General features: G+C 39.7%; 16 protein-coding genes. 3 read left to right on the forward strand and 13 right to left on the reverse strand.

Annotation, left to right across the window (positions count from 1 at the left end):
* Positions 1-58: 58 nt before the first annotated feature.
* Positions 59-484: an Hsp20/alpha crystallin family protein gene (locus ACEQ81_RS13530; protein ID WP_411031435.1), complete on the forward strand. Its 426-nt coding sequence runs from the start codon at positions 59-61 to the stop codon at positions 482-484.
* 100 nt (positions 485-584) lie between these two features.
* Here ACEQ81_RS13530 and uvrB read toward each other — a convergent pair whose 3' ends face one another.
* The 5 genes from uvrB to ACEQ81_RS13555 form a co-directional block, all read right to left on the reverse strand.
* A complete protein-coding gene (uvrB, locus tag ACEQ81_RS13535; protein WP_411031436.1) occupies positions 585-2,573 on the reverse strand; it encodes an excinuclease ABC subunit UvrB in 1,989 nt (662 codons plus the stop codon).
* A gap of 61 nt (positions 2,574-2,634) precedes the next feature.
* Positions 2,635-4,371 carry a T9SS type B sorting domain-containing protein gene (locus ACEQ81_RS13540; RefSeq protein ID WP_411031437.1) on the reverse strand — a complete coding sequence of 579 codons (1,737 nt, stop codon included), beginning with the start codon at positions 4,369-4,371 and terminating at the stop codon, positions 2,635-2,637.
* A gap of 124 nt (positions 4,372-4,495) precedes the next feature.
* On the reverse strand, positions 4,496-7,213 hold the full coding sequence (locus ACEQ81_RS13545) for a T9SS type B sorting domain-containing protein (protein WP_411031438.1): 2,718 nt from the start codon (positions 7,211-7,213) through the stop codon (positions 4,496-4,498).
* 29 nt (positions 7,214-7,242) lie between these two features.
* A complete protein-coding gene (locus ACEQ81_RS13550) occupies positions 7,243-8,076 on the reverse strand; it encodes an ABC transporter permease (protein ID WP_411031439.1) in 834 nt (277 codons plus the stop codon).
* 12 nt (positions 8,077-8,088) lie between these two features.
* The gene (locus tag ACEQ81_RS13555) at positions 8,089-8,997 is read right to left on the reverse strand and encodes an ABC transporter ATP-binding protein (RefSeq protein WP_411031440.1); all 909 of its coding nucleotides are present in this window, start codon (positions 8,995-8,997) and stop codon (positions 8,089-8,091) included.
* Positions 8,998-9,085: 88 nt separating this feature from the next.
* Between ACEQ81_RS13555 and ACEQ81_RS13560 the strand changes: the two genes are divergently transcribed.
* Positions 9,086-10,168 carry a hypothetical protein gene (locus ACEQ81_RS13560; protein WP_411031441.1) on the forward strand — a complete coding sequence of 361 codons (1,083 nt, stop codon included), beginning with the start codon at positions 9,086-9,088 and terminating at the stop codon, positions 10,166-10,168.
* Positions 10,169-10,202: 34 nt separating this feature from the next.
* Here ACEQ81_RS13560 and ACEQ81_RS13565 read toward each other — a convergent pair whose 3' ends face one another.
* The 6 genes from ACEQ81_RS13565 to ACEQ81_RS13590 form a co-directional block, all read right to left on the reverse strand.
* Positions 10,203-11,261: a nucleoid-associated protein gene (locus tag ACEQ81_RS13565; protein WP_411031442.1), complete on the reverse strand. Its 1,059-nt coding sequence runs from the start codon at positions 11,259-11,261 to the stop codon at positions 10,203-10,205.
* Positions 11,262-11,343: 82 nt separating this feature from the next.
* Positions 11,344-11,838: an IS1096 element passenger TnpR family protein gene (locus tag ACEQ81_RS13570; protein WP_411031443.1), complete on the reverse strand. Its 495-nt coding sequence runs from the start codon at positions 11,836-11,838 to the stop codon at positions 11,344-11,346.
* A 28-nt stretch (positions 11,839-11,866) separates the two neighbouring features.
* Positions 11,867-12,901, reverse strand: a complete 1,035-nt coding sequence (locus ACEQ81_RS13575; protein ID WP_411031444.1) for a COX15/CtaA family protein — start codon at positions 12,899-12,901, stop codon at positions 11,867-11,869.
* A 56-nt stretch (positions 12,902-12,957) separates the two neighbouring features.
* Positions 12,958-14,391, reverse strand: a complete 1,434-nt coding sequence (locus ACEQ81_RS13580) for a CCA tRNA nucleotidyltransferase (RefSeq protein WP_411031445.1) — start codon at positions 14,389-14,391, stop codon at positions 12,958-12,960.
* Position 14,392: 1 nt separating this feature from the next.
* Positions 14,393-14,953 (reverse strand): L-threonylcarbamoyladenylate synthase, encoded by a 561-nt coding sequence (locus ACEQ81_RS13585; RefSeq protein WP_411031446.1) that lies wholly within the window; start codon positions 14,951-14,953, stop codon positions 14,393-14,395.
* 48 nt (positions 14,954-15,001) lie between these two features.
* Positions 15,002-15,820, reverse strand: a complete 819-nt coding sequence (locus ACEQ81_RS13590; RefSeq protein WP_411031447.1) for a hypothetical protein — start codon at positions 15,818-15,820, stop codon at positions 15,002-15,004.
* Positions 15,821-15,939: 119 nt separating this feature from the next.
* Here ACEQ81_RS13590 and ACEQ81_RS13595 point away from each other — a divergent pair, with 119 nt between their 5' ends.
* Complete coding sequence (locus ACEQ81_RS13595) at positions 15,940-16,758, forward strand: glycosyltransferase family 2 protein (protein WP_411031448.1); 819 nt, start codon at positions 15,940-15,942, stop codon at positions 16,756-16,758.
* Here ACEQ81_RS13595 and ACEQ81_RS13600 read toward each other — a convergent pair.
* Together ACEQ81_RS13600 and ACEQ81_RS13605 are read right to left on the reverse strand one after the other, a co-directional pair.
* Complete coding sequence (locus ACEQ81_RS13600) at positions 16,740-17,534, reverse strand: glycosyltransferase family 2 protein (RefSeq protein ID WP_411031449.1); 795 nt, start codon at positions 17,532-17,534, stop codon at positions 16,740-16,742. The genes ACEQ81_RS13595 and ACEQ81_RS13600 overlap by 19 nt on opposite strands.
* Positions 17,535-17,813: 279 nt before the next feature.
* Entirely contained in the window at positions 17,814-18,629 is an 816-nt protein-coding gene (locus ACEQ81_RS13605; RefSeq protein ID WP_411031450.1) for a 2,3,4,5-tetrahydropyridine-2,6-dicarboxylate N-succinyltransferase, read from the reverse strand.
* Between the last annotated feature and the right edge of the window lie 8 nt (positions 18,630-18,637).

Here is an 18,637-nt window from a genome sequence, read left to right on the forward strand (position 1 = left end):
TGGTATATCATTTGACTATACAGTTACGAAATTGATGAGTAATAAAAAAATTATAATCATGAGTATAGTTAAAAGACACAATTTAATGTTTCCTGCTTTGATGAATGAAGTTTTTAAACCAGATTGGTTTGGAGGAATGGAGACGTTTCGAGGTAATTTCCCAGCCGTAAATATTAGGGAAAATGAAACGGATTTTGAGTTGGAACTTGTAGTTCCCGGAAGAAAAAAAGAAGACTTTAATATTGAGATCGATAAGAAAGTACTTGAAATCTCGACTGAATTAAAGGAAGAGGACGCACAGATAGAAGATAAGTACACCCGAAGGGAATTTAGGCTTTCGTCATTTAAAAGGGCTTTTACCCTTCCGGAATCGGTAAATGAAGATGGTATACAAGCTTCTTATGAAGGTGGGGTTTTACGACTTTCACTTCCCAAAAAGGAAGAAGCGTTGCCAAAACCCAAAAGATTGATAGATATTGCTTAACGGCATTTATGATATTATGTAGGTCCTGTCAGGATTTTTCATAATGGTTGGTTTAGTTGGTTAGTTAGGAAAAGCGTTCGGTATAAACCGGGCGCTTTTTTTATTCCTGAACTTGTAACATCTTAATTTCATCGCGTAGTTTGGCCGCTTGCATAAAATCCAAGTCCTTTGCCGCTTTTTCCATGGCTTTACGTTTTTCCCTGATCATTTTTTCACGCTGCTCGGGAGTCAGGTACTTTGCATCGGGTTCAGCTGCACGCATGGTCTCCTTTTCAAAATGGTAGGTCGAAACCGAGTTCTTGGACAATACACTGTCAAGGCTTTTGTTGAGTGCCTTAGGGATAACATTGTTAGCTACGTTATAGGCAATTTGTTTTTCCCTTCGGTAATTGGTCTCGTCGATGGTCATTTGCATGCTCTTCGTTATTTTATCCGCATACATAATGGCCCTACCATTAAGGTTTCTTGCGGCCCTACCCACGGTTTGTGTTAAAGACCTGTTATTCCGTAAAAAGCCTTCTTTATCCGCGTCTAAAATGGCTACCAACGAAACCTCGGGTAAATCTAATCCCTCCCGGAGTAGATTTACGCCTATAAGGACATCGAAAATACCTTTTCTAAGATCTTGCATTATTTCTACCCTTTCCAAGGTATCTACATCGCTATGGATGTATCGGCAGCGGACATCTATTCTGGCTAGGTATTTAGCCAATTCCTCTGCCATTCTTTTGGTAAGTGTAGTAACCAGTACACGCTCGTCCTTTTCTACCCGTTTTTGTATTTCCTCTACCAAGTCGTCTATTTGGTTTAGACTTGGCCTGACCTCAATTTCGGGATCCAATAATCCCGTGGGCCTAATTACCTGTTCCACATAAACTCCCTGACTATGCTCCAGCTCATAATCGGCCGGGGTAGCGCTTACATAGATTACCTGATTTTGCATGGCCTCAAATTCCTCAAACTTTAAGGGCCTATTGTCCATAGCGGCAGGCAATCTAAAACCAAATTCGACCAGATTCTCCTTTCTAGATCGGTCACCACCATACATAGCATGTACTTGCGGAATGGTCACATGGCTTTCATCGATTACCATTAAATAATCGTCCGGAAAATAATCGAGAAGGCAAAAGGGTCGGGTTCCAGGATCCCGCCCATCCAAATAGCGGGAATAGTTTTCAATACCCGAACAATATCCAAGTTCTCGTATCATTTCTAAATCAAAACTAGTGCGTTCTTCTAGACGTTTGGCTTCTAGTGGCTTACCAATTTCTTTAAAATAAGCCACCTGACTGACCATATCTTCCTGAATGAGGTGAATGGCGTTTTGGAGAATATCCGGAGAGGTAACGAACATATTGGCCGGATAAATATTTAGATTCTCATAGACCTCCAATACCGTATTCTTAAAAGGGTCGAAGGCCTCTATTTCCTCAATTTCATCACCAAAGAAATGAATTCTAAAAGCATGATCCGCATAGCTTGGAAAAACATCCACAACATCACCCTTTACCCTGAAATTACCGTTTCTAAAATCATCTGTAGTCCTAGAATACAAACTTTGAACCAATTGATGTAAAAATTTGGTTCTTGCAATGACCTGATCCTTGTGTATGTTTATCACATTCTTTTGAAATTCAACAGGATTGCCAATCCCGTAAAGACAAGAGACCGAAGCCACAACCAATACGTCTCTTCTCCCGGAGAGGAGGGAAGATGTGGCACTTAACCGTAGCTTTTCTATATCCTCGTTAATGGAAAGGTCCTTTTCTATGTAAGTCCCGGTGGTCGGCAGATAGGCTTCCGGTTGGTAATAGTCGTAATAGGATACAAAATACTCTATGGCGTTGTTCGGAAAAAATTGCTTAAACTCCGAGTATAATTGAGCTGCCAAGGTTTTATTGTGCGCTAGGACCAGTGTTGGCCTTTGTATTTCTTCTATGAGATTGGCCACAGTAAATGTCTTGCCAGACCCGGTGACCCCCAATAGCGTCTGATACCTTTCGTTAGATGAAATACCGTCTGCCAATTGACTAATGGCCTGTGGTTGGTCACCTGTTGGTTTGAATTCCGAAAAAACCTTAAATTTCATGAGTTAAAATTACAAAAACAGTGATGATTATTTCTTGGTGAAGCCTATGTTTTACGTTAAATCAACGTTTTAATGCAAAATGGCCTGTGAACTTTTGATTTTCAGACGATATGGCCCTGAACCAATAGTCCGAAGCGGGCAGTGGCCTGCCATTAAGAGTACCGTTCCAACCAGGGGAATCCGGGTCTATTTGTGTTATCAACTGTCCAAACCGATTAAAGATAAAAATTGCCTCGAGATCAAGGGGCGTTGTGTTTGGTAAGGGCACAAACTGCCAGAAATCGTTAATTCCATCCCCATTGGGCGTAAAAAAATTCGGGAACCCTTCGGATACAAGATCTTGTTCCACCAGCTCCGAAACCACACAATTGATGTCGTTTTTATCCCGGACGTACACCGTGCTATTACCTCTAGGCACATTGTTGAAAACATTGCTGTCTTGGAAGGGGCCGTTTGCATTGTTCACTGCATACTCGTACGTCCCTGTTCCCGTAGCATTTATAACCAATTGAAGATTATCTCCTTGACCTTGTACATCGATGGAATTGATTGTAGGTCCCTCAAAAATATCCACCGTAAAATCTTGAGCGGTAATACAGGGGAAGTTACTGCCCCCGGGATCGGCAAAATTGAAAACTTCCAAACGATAAAAACCCGCTTCGGTAATAGCGGCATCCCTTGTATCCGATAATTCTTCTATAACGGTGCCAGATTGGGTCTGTCTTATCCATCTAAACCCCTCTGCAACCGCATCTGTGGAAACAGTTACGGGAGTTGCATTTTCGCAAATAGATAAGTTACCGGTAAAATTAAGTTCTGGAAATAAGTCTACTAAAGCACCTGTTACCGGATCAAAGAAAGGACCACATCCTTCAATGGTAGAAAATGACTGTTGCGCACACCCAAGTGCTTCACCGGCATCATTAAAAGGCACTATGGTGACAAAAATTGTTCTGTTGGCCTCAAATTCTATAACAAAAGTGGAGTTTCTGGTAAAAGTACCTCTATTTAAAATGTTATTGTCAAAGGGATTGGTGCCAATGGACACACGATATCCTATGGCCCCAGGAACATCTACCCATTCTAACAAAGGTGTCAGCGGAACGTTTGTCTGTCCATTTATGGGGAAGGTCAATGACGTACATCCTGGTAGCACTGTAATGCTTCCTGTGGTAAAGATTTCCTCAATACAGCCCACTGCATTACCAATACCATTTACCGGAGTAATTTCAACGTATATATCGGTATTGGGGGGTAGATCCGCAGGTGGATTAAAAAAAAGTACATTGCCCACATCCAAATTGGAAACAATATCCCCAGATCCGGGTGAAGTACCCAAAGTCAAAAGATAACTTGTGGCCCTAGGGGCATACCCCCAACTTATATTGGTACCCACATTTACGTCAACATCTGTATTCCGTGGGTTTCCAATAGTTGTACACTGAGGTACATTAGAAACGGTCTCCGTAAAAAATGAGGTACTCGAGCAGACTATATTGGGTCTATTAAAAAAGAATAGGGTTATGGTTACAAAAACTTCTGTGTTGGACGGTAGCCCCAAGGGAGGCGTCAAAAAAGTGGCACTACCCACAAACTGTTCAAAAATATCGTTTGCCCCCGGACTGGTACCGAGTGCCACATCATACCCAGGGACACCAACTACTTCTTGCCAAGAAATTACGGTTTCTACCGGTACATTGGTAGCCCCACTGGCAGGACTGATTAAGCTAGGACAACTTTGGGAATACCCCATCGAACCCACCACAAGAAGTAACAGATAGCCTATTTTCTTTTTCATCTCAGTTTCAACGCAAGTCTTTCAAGATACTAAATGTCCTTCGTATTTTTACTAAAAAGCCGTTAAATTGACGGTTTCACGGGCATATACCCATAAATAAAGAGGCGACGAAGTTTGGCGCACCCTATCTTTTTAATGAGAAATGCCCTCTAAATTCCCTACCATCTTCTAGCACTACTTTAAACCAATAATCGGCCGAAGGTAAGGCCCTATTGTCTACCATTCCGTTCCATCCCGGGCTTTGAGGATTTAAATTTGTAAGAAGTTTTCCGTAACGATCAAATATGGATATGGAACTGTCGGACTGAAATGATGCATCGGCACCAATAATTTGCCAGGAATCGTTTATACCATCACCATTGGGTGTAAAAAATTTGGGATAACCAATGACGGATATTAACTCTTCGGTAATTCCACATCCATTTTTATCCCGAACAAAAACTGTTATAAAACCTGGTAGCACATCATCAAAAAAGTTATCATCTTGGTATGTTTCTCCGTCTATGGAAAACTCGTAAATACCGTCCCCTGCAACTTCGATTTGTATCGTATTGTTATCCGATATATCCTCGATCAAGATTTCGTTTATTACCGCCCTGTTAGATGGGTTTACCACGAAGCTCTTTCTATTTGTGCATCTCAGGGTCTCCCCGTTTAAATCATAGATATAACCAATTTCCAATTCATAATCGCCCAACATTGAAATTGAGGTATTTTGTGTGGCAGCTATTTCTACCTCTGAACCGCCGTCCAATTTTAACCATCTGTAGCTATCAAAGCCTGCCGGAGCAACAAGTTCCAAAGGCGGGCCATCCGTGCACCAAAGCCAGGAATCTTTAAAATCAAAGATCGGTACCGGGTTTACGGTAAGGGTTACTTGTTCTATTCCCTGACATTGATTTAGGCGCTCCAATCGTGCATATACTATGGTAGATTCTGAGTTGTAATTATCTGGCAGTGAATTTTGCTCTAGTGCCGCATCTAGGGCACTTGCGTAAAAAACGGCTTCGAAAGCGGGATAGTGCCGTTGTCTAAAAAAATCCAAGTCAAAAGTTCCGCTCAGTACATTGTCCGAAAGATCCTCATCACATATATCATAGGTTTTGGGCGGTGTTGCAATAACATCGGTGGGCGCTACTTGCAGCTCTAATATTCCGAAATTTTCACATCCTAAATTATCGGTAACCTTATAATAAATGGTCTGATTAAAAGGTTGCGTGTTGGTATATCCCACGGGATTGGTTATTGGAATATCATTGTCCCTATCCAAAATGGTTTCATAAAACTTAAAATCATAATCATTAAAGAAAACCTGTTCCAGATTTAACTGTGTTATACCATCACTTGGGTCGTTTACATCCACATCGCACTGCAACAATGTTAAGGTATTTGCCTCCGGAATGGGGTTTACCGAGACAAAAGACTCACCAATAATAGGGCATTCCGTAGGATCTGCGGGAATAATTTCTACTCGATATCGGCCAGAATCTATATCCTGCGCTGAATTTACCTGAAAAATGTTCCCCGGATTGCTCAAGGGAATATCGTCTTTTTCCCAATGATAGGTTGCTCCGGGAACAATATCGGCCTCTAGGGTAAACGGATCTCCGTTGCAAACTTCCAAAGTAGCTTCGGTAGTACCATCACTATTTCTAATGAGGCTTATTTTATTGAAAAAAGACTGTACGAAAGGGGGTAGGCCCTGAGTGGCGAGATTGCTTCCCAAGAACACGGCATTGTGCTGATAGTCAGCCGCCAACCCTGGTTCATCCGGGTTGTTTATTACCCCTAAGTAGGGGGTTCCAAGAAGGTAACTTTGTGCCAAAGTACGGTATATTTTTCCGTTTTGCCCTAGTTGAAGCGATCCCCGATAGATAGATCGGGTTTCCAATACTATCTGTGAGCCAGAGATATCCGGTGCGTTTAAATCATATTGTATAAGTGATGAGGAATGCCCAGTTTCGCTTATGGGGATATTGTTATTGAAGGAGTGGACATATAGAAATTGCTGACTGGGAGAAAATTCTATACCATAGGAGTTTTTGTTGTTTGCATCTATGGTAAGCCGTTCCTGATTGGACACTATTCCAGTTACCGGATCAAAATCGTAAATGAAAAGCCCTGAAAAAGCATTTGCACTTACCATTTTAGTACCGTCCGAAGAAAGTTTTAAATTTCCGCGGGGATCCTGTATTTTAAGGTCCGGAAAGGTAGATTTTACAGAGGTACCAATAACTCCGGTTGTGTTTACTTCAAAGGCATGATAGGTGTCAAAAAAATCGGTGACGGGCGCTCCATCGGGGGTCGAAAGCGTAATTACCCATACAGATTCTTCAAAACAATTTTTGATTACCGCCGTTATTTTTTCGGAGCAATCATCTAACAGTCTTACATTTTTTTGAATTACGGAGCCATTTCCTGCATTCAAAGAAATATCTACGATTGAATAGTTGAGTCCCCTGTCAGGATCATTTTCAAAAGAAGACGTATCCACGGTAAAAATGTAGTAAATATTAGGATCTTGGGGTCTGGGCACTATAATGGCCGATTGGGTACTCGAAGGGTCGCCGTAAAGCCCCGTTCCATTTTGCATTACATTATGGTTGCGATCATAAACGGTAATGCCATCAGTATAAAAAAGCAAGTCACCAAAAGCATCGGAAATCGTTGCGCAGCCTTCAAAAGTATTAAGTCTGCCATCTGCTACGGCATTTACACTACCATCGTTGTTAAAACGTATGCCTCCGCCGTTGCCAAAGTACCAATTGGCAGTTTCCCCTTGCCCACACAGAAGGTACGGAAAGGCGATCCCTAGAAATAAGGATAGTATTTTGTTGGTCATCAGTCAGATAGGTTCTACCTGACAATATACTATAAATCTCGCTTCTTTAATAAAGCGTAGGCTGAATAGATGAATATTGCCGTCCATATGAGCACGATAAGCACTTCGTACCAGTGTACGGCATAGTCAAATTTTAAGTCTTCACCCAATTGTTGTCCAAGGTTTTGTACAGCCGACAGTCTAGTAAATGGTTCGTCTACCAAACGTTGCATGGATTGCAAGGGAAAAAAGCTCTTTATGACTTTGGCGTTTTCCCAACTGGTGACTTTCCAACCCAAAAAACCAAAAAGTAACTGTTCTACGATAGCCCATAAAATAAGAAACCCAATCGCGAAAGCGGATCTTTTTACGAGGATACCTAGAAAGAGGCAAAAAGAAAAGAAACCGACCAGTTTTAAGAAAAAGGCTAGGATAAACTCTAAATCCGAAAAGATAATGCCCAATTCGTTGTAATCGGAATAGGCAAGGCCCAAAGAGAGGGAAACAACAAATATAAACAGTGTGGAGATTGCTGAAAATGCAAGTACAGTCAGGAATTTGGAGTATACAAACTCCCATTTACTAAGACCGTCGATTAAATTTTGTTTTATAGTTTTATTGCTGTATTCGTTTGCCATCATAGATACAATGACAACTGCGAGAAACAATTTGAAAAAAGCAGCTATATAGGCATTGAAGTGCCATATATAGGGAAAATTAAAGATGCCCAGTTCCGCAAGATGAAATTTTATGGGGCCTATATCAAATTTTATGGCCGCAACCAATGAAATTAGTGTTAGCAATATGAAATATGAAATGATCAACACCTTACTGGCACGGTTGTTCCAAAGTTTAATGAACTCTATATGTAGTAGTCTTAACATGTGTTTTGGGCTTTAGTTTTTAACGGCCGTATTATTGGTTAGGGTAAGGAACTGTTCTTCCAGGCTTTCTTTTCGTTTTACCAAATGGGAGAGAATCACCCCTTTATCGAACAGCATTTTGTTTAAATCTATGGCGTTCAATTCTTCCTTTAGGAATGCAGTTATAAGCCCGTTGGCAACGGTTACCTTGCCAAAACTGGCATTACCTTCCAAAAAGGCTAGTAATTTCTCGGTATGCGCAGTTCTTAATTCGAAGAAACCATGGCTGGCCAACATCCCATCTACCCTGCCAGAGTACAATTTTTCGCCCTTCCGAAGAATTACAACATGGGTACACACTTTCTCTACCTCGTCCAACAAATGCGAAGCTAACAAAATGGTGGTTCCCATTGAAGCCACCTTTTTTATGATTTCCCGTATCTGATGAATACCTTGGGGATCTAACCCATTTGTGGGTTCGTCCAAAATAAGGATCTGTGGATCGTTCAAAAGGGCGGAGGCAATGGCAAGGCGCTGTTTCATACCCAATGAATAGGTCCTAAATTTACTGTTTCTTCGATCCCAAAGACCTACCAATTCTAATTTCTCTTGTATTTTTGTAGGAGGTACCTCCTTAATTTTGCAGACCAATTTTAAATTCTGCACGGCGGTCATATAAGGATAGAAATTGGGTCTTTCAATAATGGCCCCTACTTTTTTTAATGCTTCGTGGGTAGAAGTGCTACCGTTAAACCAACTAAAACTACCATGGGTTTTGTTCACTACATTGAGCACAATGCCCAAGGTGGTGGACTTTCCACTGCCATTGGGACCAAGAATACCATAAACATTACCTTTTTCAATGGTGAACGATAGGTCTTTAACAGCGGTGAGGTACCCAAATCTCTTTGTTAGTTTGTCTACGGTAAGTATGGTTTCCAAAATGGGATCGGTTTTTAAATTGTTTATAGTAACTTGACGATGAAATCCTAAATTTGTTACAAATTACAGGTTAATTAAAAAATATACGATGTCCGAGCGATTAATGTCAAAGAAAAAGCCTGCTTATCCAATAAGCCCAAGACTAGATGCCTATTTGCATCATTATAGTCGTAAAATAGAGATTCCCATATTTTATGATGATCTGTTGCGCTTTGCCGGATCTGTGGTGGTTTATGATTCCAAAGATGAAGATACCTTATGGGTAAGGGTTTATTATAGTGATTTTGACAGACAGGAAATAGATTTGAGCCTTAAAAAAGTGTATTCCATCCTTCATTCCGATGGTAGTAATCGTATCATCCAGTACTTAAATGTTGATGCCGTTGACTATTGCACTTTTGGAAATTCCAAACCGTTTAGGATCAAGGTGAGGAACATCCTCAATGACAATTTCACTTATTTTTATGTTAAGAAGACCGATGCCTCCCGTGTTTATGGCCTGGAGCTAGAACATATGTTGTCTCCTTACAACCTTAATTTTTTGGTGTATAAAGATACTTTAATTGAAGAGCATATTGCAGGAATACCGGGCGATGTATTTATTAAGGAAATGCTGCCTAAGTGCACGGAATCTGAAAAAGCACAGCTGGCCAAGGAATTTGTAAAATTCAATGAACGTTGCATGATACGTTTATTAGGAGATATGCGTTCGTACAATTATGTAATAGTTCCTACCCACGATTTTGACCATGTAGTTTACAAAATACGGGCCATAGATTTTGATCAACAGTGTTTTGAGGGCAAGCTAAAGGTGTACAGACCGCAGTTTTTTAAAGAGAATTATTTAATGGTGGAACTCGTACGTGGCAAGTTGCAAAAATATTCGGTAGATCAGTATAAGGTAGAGGAACGGTCTATAGTGGCCAAACGAATCATAAGTTCCGAAAATAGGATTGAAGAATTGGTAGATATATGTAGAGAAGACAATATTTCCATTGAAAACAATATTCAAATGTTAAAAGGGGAAATCTATGACCTTACCATGGACGCAAAGTTTAAAAAATGCAAAACTATGGGAGAAGTATTGACCCTAGCCCTAGATTTTGTAAAAAGAAATTACGAAGATGTAAGTATGAAACAGATTATTGAACAAAAATTTGACAATCAATAACAAAAATAGGAGCATGCTACCTTCCCCAAATGGATCAACTCTTTTGTTCTTTGTTGAAATAAACCAGATAATAATACATCTGTCTTTCCTCGTCCCAGCCTTTCTCCACAAATTTCTCAGCAGATTCTGGATTTATAAAATCTAATTTTATCTGTATGTTGGTATCTAGATTGATTACGTTTTTAATCTTCTTTCTCGCATCGGAAACCGCCTTATTGGCGATATCAAAATTGGAAACGTCCTCTATACTGTATTTGGGCCCCTTTTCTACCTTATAGTGCTTAAACTCTGGAATTAGCTCTGGGTTTTCTATGACCTCGTTTAAAAAGTTAGACTCTTCAAAAGCATCATTTTTGGCAAAATGGTTTACCGCCCGGTTCATAAAAAGTACCTCTTGCTGTTTGTCCTCTGCAGGTAATACTACATCTTTTGCAAAGTTCTGGCAGAATTTTAAATAATTTTTTGTGTAAAAATTCTCGTCTGTCAAAGCATCCAAACCAAGGAAGTTTTCTAACCAGTATTTGGCATCATAACGATTGCTGTCCACGGACAATATTTTGTAACCTTCTTCCTTTTGTACATTGAAAACAATACAACCTTTGTCCAATTTATTTATATTGATGCCTTGTTGTACCAAGATATCCAAATTGTTTCCTTTTTCCTGGAATTGTAGAAAATCTTGTTTTAATTCGCTTTTGAATATCCCTACCGCATCAACCTTTACATTATCTAAAAGCACATTTGTAAAATAACCTACGTATACTTCCCCGCTTTTTATATGTGGATGGTTGGATTGCTCGTAGAGATATGTTGCCAGTTTTTTGGAATTCTCATGGGCACTGGACGGATCATCAAAAATGGCTGTAACTACTTTGTTTACTTCGTTAAACGCTATATCTACCTCATTGGTAAAACGAAAATAGTTCTCTTCTTTCTCTCGGAATGGCCTAAAAAAATATTCCTTTAAGAGCCCTGTAGTCTCATCGTTGAGGGCAAACGGTTCCGAGGATAGGAAAATGGGTTCGTTTTTGTTCTTGTTCCCCACATTATGCAGGGAGATACTCTCTATCTGGGCTGGATATAGGTTTATCATTATCGGTTTTAGCTTTTAAAATTATGGGGTAAGATGTGTTTGTTGTCTTTTGCGCAAGATATGAAAATCCCGAACGTAAATCCTAGTTCCAGTTTTCGTCAAAATCCAAATCGTCATAGTTGTCCAGGGTATTGTCAAAATCAAAGGAAGGATCGGCCTCAAACTTTTTTTCTGGCGGTGCATCGGGCAATTCCCCAAAACTGAAAAGAACGTTGGGATATGATCTGCCATCCTCTTTTTTAACAATATCCGCTAACTCCACAAAGAATGTCCACATACTCAGAAAATCGTACACATATATAAGTTTGGGGGTATCTTTTGACAGTACATCCTGTAAAAATGTTTGGTGCATCAATCTTGCCTCGGAACCATTTTCGCTCATATCGAACAAAGCAATTTCTTCGTCCTGATTCCATCGCTCATCACAGGTATAAAAAGAAGCCATTTCGTTTCCCATAAAGCCGAATGCCTGACTAATTGCATTATGAAAATCCTCCAAATTGGCAATCGCATCCATCTCGATATCCCTAAAAATATCGTCCTCGGCATCCAAGATTACCCTGATTTTGAAAATCATCAATAGTTTATTGTTTGATAGGACAAAGTTACAAAGTTTTGCGACTAGTTCTAGATTTTAATGCTTCCAAAAGCAAATAAAACTGCAAGGCAAATAACACAGAAGCAAGCACTAGGTGCAGTGGCTGGCTGCCAAACGGAAAATCCAAATAGTACATGGCCATACCCGTAATTACCTCTGCAAAAATAAGGATCATAACCCATTTTATTTTGCTGCTGGCAAGTCCTAATTTCCACAATTTAAGGGCCAGATATCCATTTATAAGCACCACAAGGATAGAAAATGACCTATGTATGTAAAATGAAAAGGCAGGGTTTTGAAGTAGGGCACTATGGTTTTCACCTAAAATATCTATTTGATCATCCACAAATTGCCTTACTTGTGTTCCTAGGACAACCTGCACTAGGGTAATACCCATTGTTACCAATAAAAGTAGGGTTATGGGTTTATCGCAATCCGCTTTTGAGGGTTTGGGATCCGTGAGATGGATAAGATATAGGAGTAGGGCCACTATTGCCAACGCCATAACCATATGGATGGTTATTTTTGTAGGCTCTAATACGGAGTATACCACGGTAGCCCCCAACCATGCCTGAAACCCCATGGCAAAGACTACAAGCCAAGAAAGCAAGGGAATACTTTTGTCTTTTTTCCAATGTTTTATGGAGATTATGGCAAGTAAAAGGGTAGCTAGGCCTGCCAAAGCCCCAAAAAGGCGATTAATAAATTCTGTCCATGTGTGGGAAGCATTAAAAACGGCATAATCATGCCGGGTATAGGAATCCCAGTTTTCTGCTTTATAAATGGGCGAAGAGTTAAAATCGGAGTTGGCAACCCATAATTCTTCATTCCTTATAATTACTTGCCCTTGCTTATACGATTTTCCGGGGCGCCATTGTAGTTCAGAAACATCGGTGGGGGGTATGAAATAACCAAAACATTTTGGCCAATCGGGGCATCCCATTCCACTTCCGGTCATTCTAACGACCGCGCCAGCAATGATAACCAGATAGACCAATACTAAGGAAATCTTTGCAACTTTTCTAAACTGTATTTGCATCATGTGGTATAAAACGATTACAAAATTACCACTCTTTTACAGAATAAAACAGCAATGTGCTATGCATTGTTTTTAGCCTGCAGACCAAGTTCTTTTCCCTTGGATAGCATAAAGGCTTGGGCAGCTTTATACTCGTTAGGAATAACTCCTTCCAAAATGGCTTCTTTAATGGCATCTTTAATAAGGCCTATCTCTTTAGACGGTTTCAAATCAAAGGTTTTCATAATTTCTTCTCCGCTTACTGGCGGTTGAAAGTTTCGGACATGATCTCTTTCTTCTACTTCAATTATTTTTTCCCGGACCACTTTAAAATTATTCTTGTATTTTCTCTGTTTTTTAGGATTTTTAGTGGTTATATCCGCTTCGCATAAGGTCATTAGATCATCTACATGTTCACCAGCATCGAATATCAGCCTTCGAACGGCAGAATCGGTAACAAAATCCTCGGAGAGCACAATAGGTCTAGAACTCATCAATACCATTTTTTGTACAAACTTCATTTTATCGTTCAGCGGCATCCGCATTCTTTTGAACAGTTTGTACACCATTTTAGACCCTACAAACTCGTGGGCATGGAAAGTCCATCCAATTTTTTTGTCAAACCTTTTGGTAGGGGCTTTTCCTATGTCGTGCAACAAGGCTGCCCATCTCAGCCAAAGGTTATCCGTATTTTTGGCTATGTTGTCCACAACCTCCAAAGTATGCCAAAAATTGTCTTTGTGGCGCTGCCCTTCAACTTCCTCAATACCTTGTAAAGCCAACAGTTCTGGTAGAAGATGTTTTAGTAGACCCGTTTGGTGCAAGAGTTGAAACCCTATGGACGGTTGTGCACTTGCCAAAATTTTATGTAGCTCATCTACGATACGTTCCTTGGAAACAATGGTAATACGATCTTTGTTTTTACCGATGGCTTCTAAGGATGTGGAATATATAACAAAATTTAACTGGGTAGCAAACCGTATGGCGCGCATCATTCTTAAGGGATCATCAGAAAAGGTAATTTCTGGGGATAGGGGTGTGCGAATCAGTTTTTTTTGTAGATCTTTTACCCCATCAAAAGGATCTAATAAGTCTCCAAAATCATGTTCGTTTAAAGAGAGGGCCAAGGCGTTGATGGTGAAATCCCTTCTTTTTTGGTCATCTTCCAAGGTGCCATCTTCCACAGCTGGTTTACGACTATTATCCCGATAGCTTTCTTTTCTGGCACCCACAAACTCTAGCTCCATCCCCTGATGCTTTATCATTGCCGTACCAAAGTTCTTGAAAATCGTAACTTCTGGTTTGCCTGGGAGCATGCTGGCTACCTTTTTGGCCAGGGCAATTCCACTTCCAATTGCTACAATGTCAATATCTTTGGCATCCCCACGTGCCAACATAAGGTCTCTTACAAAACCTCCAATGACATAACTATCTAGGGAGAGGTTTTTTGCTGCCGATGAGATTATGGAGAATATTGGATCTTGTAGCGCTTCTTGGTAGTTCTTTTGCATCATCTTATTCGCGGATCACTTTTACACTTCCATCGTTACCAAGTTTGATAATGGATGATGGAGCACTTTTTTTAGAATCTCGATTCAAATTTACTATATAGTCCACACCTTTTAAAATCTCCGGATCTATTTCTTTAAAGGAACGTGGCGATGGCCTTCCCGAAAGGTTGGCCGACGTGGATACAATGGGTTTTTTAAATTTGCCAATTAAGTACTGACAAAATTTGTCTTTGGCCACTCTTATGGCTAGTGTGTTGTCCTCGGCTATTAAATTTTTGGCAACTCCTTTGGGGTTGTCATAAACAATGGTTGTGGGTTTGCTGCTTAGGTCCATGATATCATATGCCAGTTCTGGTACTTCCTCAATATACTGTTCCAACATAAAATCATTGTTCACCAAACAGATCATGGTTTTGGTATTGACCCTTTCTTTCAACTGGTAAATCTTGGACACGGCAGTTTCATTGGTGGCATCGCAACCAATACCCCATATAGTGTCCGTAGGGTAGAGGATAAGTCCGCCTTGGGAAAGAACTTCAGTAGTTTTTTGAATCTCGACTTTCATCTTAAATTGGGTGTTTATAATCCATAGGAAATGAGATAAGACAAACTGTTAAAAGTGTATCTCAAAATACTGGGATACCGCATCCCATTGCGTGCGGTTTTTGTCCTTATCCACATTATTCTTTTTTAAGGACTGTTTTTGCGATCCCATGATAGGAATAGGTTTTTTAGGGGCATTTTTGGCCGTAATAGATGGGGTTCCCCTAAGGAAAGACATGGCCTTAAACCATAAGTCGTCCGCTTTTGGGGTAAGGTCCAAAAAAAGTGTTACATCTGTTGTTTTGTGGTACAACCTATCTGGTGGGTATAACACTCCACCCGCACCAATTGGCAACACGGCATTTTGGTTGAAAGAGGTATCCTCTTTATATACCCACTGCTTATAGGGTAAAAGCTTTCCATTGCTGTCATAACTGATATAGCGTGTTTGATTTGCAATGATACACCCTGGCATGTTGGTATGCTCATCGTAAAGGCGAGACAACCAAGTAGGCCTATAAATAAGATCGTCATCACAAGTCACTATAACCGCTTCGGGGAACAACGCTAGCGAATGTATTAGTTTACGGTGCGAACAATTGAGCGCTGAAAACTTTATCTCAAAAATGTCGCCTTCCAATTTCCTCAATGACAAAGGAATGTCATTTTTTAAGTCTTGGTTTAACCAAAGGATTATTTTGGAAGGCATTACGGTTTGATCTAGAATACTCCTAATAACAATGGGAACAATTTTTAGCCTAGAGGGTATGGACGTTAATGAGACAATAACAGGAACTTCCTTTTTGTTCATTGATTTTAACCTACTTGCGGATAGGGATAGTAATCTAAGTGTCTGAAAAATGGATACGGGTATTTCTTTAATTTTCATGCCAAGGCAATTACTAACGTATTTTTGCTATATTTCCATCAGCCATTACAGCAATATTGATGTAAAATCAAAGATATACAATAAGAGTTTCATATTTTTGCTCGGACAATTTAAATAGTATGGAAAAACCCAAAATATCCATTATAGTAAGTACCTACAATTCCGAGGATTGGTTAAGAAAAGTATTATGGGGATTTAATTGCCAGACTTTCAAGGATTTTGAGCTGGTGATAGCGGATGATGGTTCAGGACCCAAAACAAAAGAGCTTTTGGATCTTATGCAAGAAGAGGTGTTTTACAAGATTGTTCATGTTTGGCAAGAAGATGACGGATTTCAGAAATCGAGAATATTGAACAAGGCTATAACCCATTGTAGTGCTGATTATATTATTATGACGGATGGCGATTGTATTCCGCGAGAAGATTTTGTGGAGGTTCACTATATCAACAAAGAAATCGGCTATTTTATTTCTGGAGGGTATTATATGTTACCAATGAACATCTCCAAATTGATTACCAAGGAAGATATAGACGCTCAAAATTGTTTTAATATCAACTGGTTAAAGGATAAGGGTATCCCCAAAACTTTTAAGAATAACAAACTAACGGCGAGAGGTTTTATATCTACATTTTTTAACACATTTACCACTACCAACGCCAGTTGGAACGGACATAATTCTTCGGGTTGGAAAAAAGATATTCTCAATGTAAACGGTTTTGACGAACGCATGCAATATGGTGGGCAAGATCGCGAATTGGGAGAGCGTTTATTTAATTTTGGGATTAAATCCAAGCAATTGAGGTACAGTGCAGTATGTGTACATTTGGATCATAAACGGGGATATAGAACACCCGAGTCCATTTCAAAAAATCTAAAAATAAGAAAGTCGGTAAAACGAGAGCAAATTGTTTGGACCCACTACGGCATTAGCAAGTAATAGACCAATTCGTTTTTCTTCTCCAATTGTTTTAATTCCCTATATCTTTCAAAATCGCCAAGAGCATTAAGATAGCATATGGTAACACCTTTCTTGCCATCTAAAATACCGAAGCGAAGGATATAATGGTTAAAGAATTTCCAAGCCGGTTTCAGGATAAAGTAAAAATAGTTAAATCGTTTCTCTCTATAAAAGTCTTCTTTGGCCTTTAGTCTGCCGTACCGAAGCATTTTACCTTTGTAGTCCTCATAGTTTTTATAACAATAGTGAATCAGTTTTTCTTTCAAAATTCCACACTCGCCATCAACTATCAGTGTTTCATGAACGATTTTCTTATCGGTAAAGTGGGCTTTGCTTTTTCTGAATAACCTATAGTTTTTATCGGTTTGCCATCCACTAAATCGCAGCGGTACGCCAGCAAACATAAACTTTCTATAGAACCAATAGGCTGCGGAAGAGTTGCTGTCCGCCGTGGTCTCCAATATTTCGTTTTTTAAACTTTCCGGAACTACTTCATCCGCATCTGTGAAAAGCACCCAATCATTGGTAGCCTGTTGCAATGCGAAGGACTTTTGTAAGGTGAAGTTCTCAAAGGGATGTTGAATTACTTGTACCTTGGGATGGTCTAAAAGATACTCGTAAGTACCATCTGTACTGTAAGAATCGACCACAATAATCTCATCGGCAAATTCTATGGATTGAATACACTTTTCAATGTATCCCATTTCATTGAAAGTAATTACCAAAGCCGATATTTTTTTATCTGGGTAGTTCATTATATGATTTTATAAGTAGGTGTATAAAATATCTTCCACAAAAGTATAACAAAAAAAATGGGAAAAAATTATAATTCTGATTAAAATTCTTACATTTTTGAAGAATTATTGCTTTATAAAATGTTTGTTTCCCTAGTTGAGAATTGTTTAAGGGAGACCGTTTTTATTTATGTTTTTTTTAACAAATGGATAAATTCCATAATTAATTACACCCTTCCATGGTCTTAAGGTTGGGAGCAATGACTGACAATATGTTCTTATAAAGGAAAAAAGCAGATTTTATACAGCTACATTATACTCTCTAAGAGCGTCATTTAAGGATGTTTTCTTATTGGTACTCTCTTTGCGCACACCAATGATCAAAGCACAGGGAACCTGATAATTACCGGCAGGAAACTCTTTTGTATAACTCCCAGGAATTACCACCGATCTTGCAGGAACCAAACCTTTTCGCTCTATGGGCGTATCCCCGGTAACGTCAATAATTTTGGTTGAGGCCGTAAGCACCACATTGGCACCCAATACGGCTTCTTTTTCGACACGGACACCTTCAACAACAATACATCTAGAGCCAATAAAGGCATTGTCCTCTATAATTACAGGTGCGGCTTGGAGGGGTTCCAATACACCACCAATACCTACACCACCGCTAAGGTGAACGTTTTTTCCTATTTGCGCACAACTTCCTACGGTAGCCCAAGTATCTACCATAGTACCTTCATCCACATAGGCTCCTATATTTACATAACTCGGCATCAAAATGGTGCCTGGTGAGATGTAGGCGCCATGGCGGGCCACAGCATGGGGAACTACCCTAATGCCTTTTTCCTTATATCCCTTTTTTAACGGTATTTTATCGTGATATTCAAAGATGCCAGCTTCCAAAGTTTCCATTTTTTGTATAGGGAAATAAAGAACAACACCCTTTTTAACCCACTCATTGATGAGCCATCCATTGGCTGTTGGTTCGGCACAGCGAAGCTGTCCTTCATCAATAAGGTCGATTACTTTTCGGATAGCCTGCTGCGTTGCGCTTTCTTTTAGCAGTTCCCTATTGTCCCAAGCTTTTTCTATAAGTTCACGTAATTCTGTCATTATACCTT

It is taken from the genome of Spongiimicrobium sp. 3-5 (assembly GCF_046557915.1).
GTDB lineage: Bacteria > Bacteroidota > Bacteroidia > Flavobacteriales > Flavobacteriaceae > JBHEBG01.

Bases quoted from the DNA above. Each gene is read 5' to 3' on its own strand.
- ACEQ81_RS13530 (WP_411031435.1), top strand. From the start codon at position 59: ATGAGTATAGTTAAAAGACACAATTTAATGTTTCCTGCTTTGATGAAT.
- uvrB (WP_411031436.1), bottom strand. From the start codon at position 2,573: ATGAAATTTAAGGTTTTTTCGGAATTCAAACCAACAGGTGACCAACCA.
- ACEQ81_RS13540 (WP_411031437.1), bottom strand. From the start codon at position 4,371: ATGAAAAAGAAAATAGGCTATCTGTTACTTCTTGTGGTGGGTTCGATG.
- ACEQ81_RS13545 (WP_411031438.1), bottom strand. From the start codon at position 7,213: ATGACCAACAAAATACTATCCTTATTTCTAGGGATCGCCTTTCCGTAC.
- ACEQ81_RS13550 (WP_411031439.1), bottom strand. From the start codon at position 8,076: ATGTTAAGACTACTACATATAGAGTTCATTAAACTTTGGAACAACCGT.
- ACEQ81_RS13560 (WP_411031441.1), top strand. From the start codon at position 9,086: ATGTCCGAGCGATTAATGTCAAAGAAAAAGCCTGCTTATCCAATAAGC.
- ACEQ81_RS13565 (WP_411031442.1), bottom strand. From the start codon at position 11,261: ATGATAAACCTATATCCAGCCCAGATAGAGAGTATCTCCCTGCATAAT.
- ACEQ81_RS13570 (WP_411031443.1), bottom strand. From the start codon at position 11,838: ATGATTTTCAAAATCAGGGTAATCTTGGATGCCGAGGACGATATTTTT.
- ACEQ81_RS13575 (WP_411031444.1), bottom strand. From the start codon at position 12,901: ATGATGCAAATACAGTTTAGAAAAGTTGCAAAGATTTCCTTAGTATTG.
- ACEQ81_RS13580 (WP_411031445.1), bottom strand. From the start codon at position 14,391: ATGATGCAAAAGAACTACCAAGAAGCGCTACAAGATCCAATATTCTCC.
- ACEQ81_RS13585 (WP_411031446.1), bottom strand. From the start codon at position 14,953: ATGAAAGTCGAGATTCAAAAAACTACTGAAGTTCTTTCCCAAGGCGGA.
- ACEQ81_RS13590 (WP_411031447.1), bottom strand. From the start codon at position 15,820: ATGAAAATTAAAGAAATACCCGTATCCATTTTTCAGACACTTAGATTA.
- ACEQ81_RS13595 (WP_411031448.1), top strand. From the start codon at position 15,940: ATGGAAAAACCCAAAATATCCATTATAGTAAGTACCTACAATTCCGAG.
- ACEQ81_RS13600 (WP_411031449.1), bottom strand. From the start codon at position 17,534: ATGAACTACCCAGATAAAAAAATATCGGCTTTGGTAATTACTTTCAAT.
- ACEQ81_RS13605 (WP_411031450.1), bottom strand. From the start codon at position 18,629: ATGACAGAATTACGTGAACTTATAGAAAAAGCTTGGGACAATAGGGAA.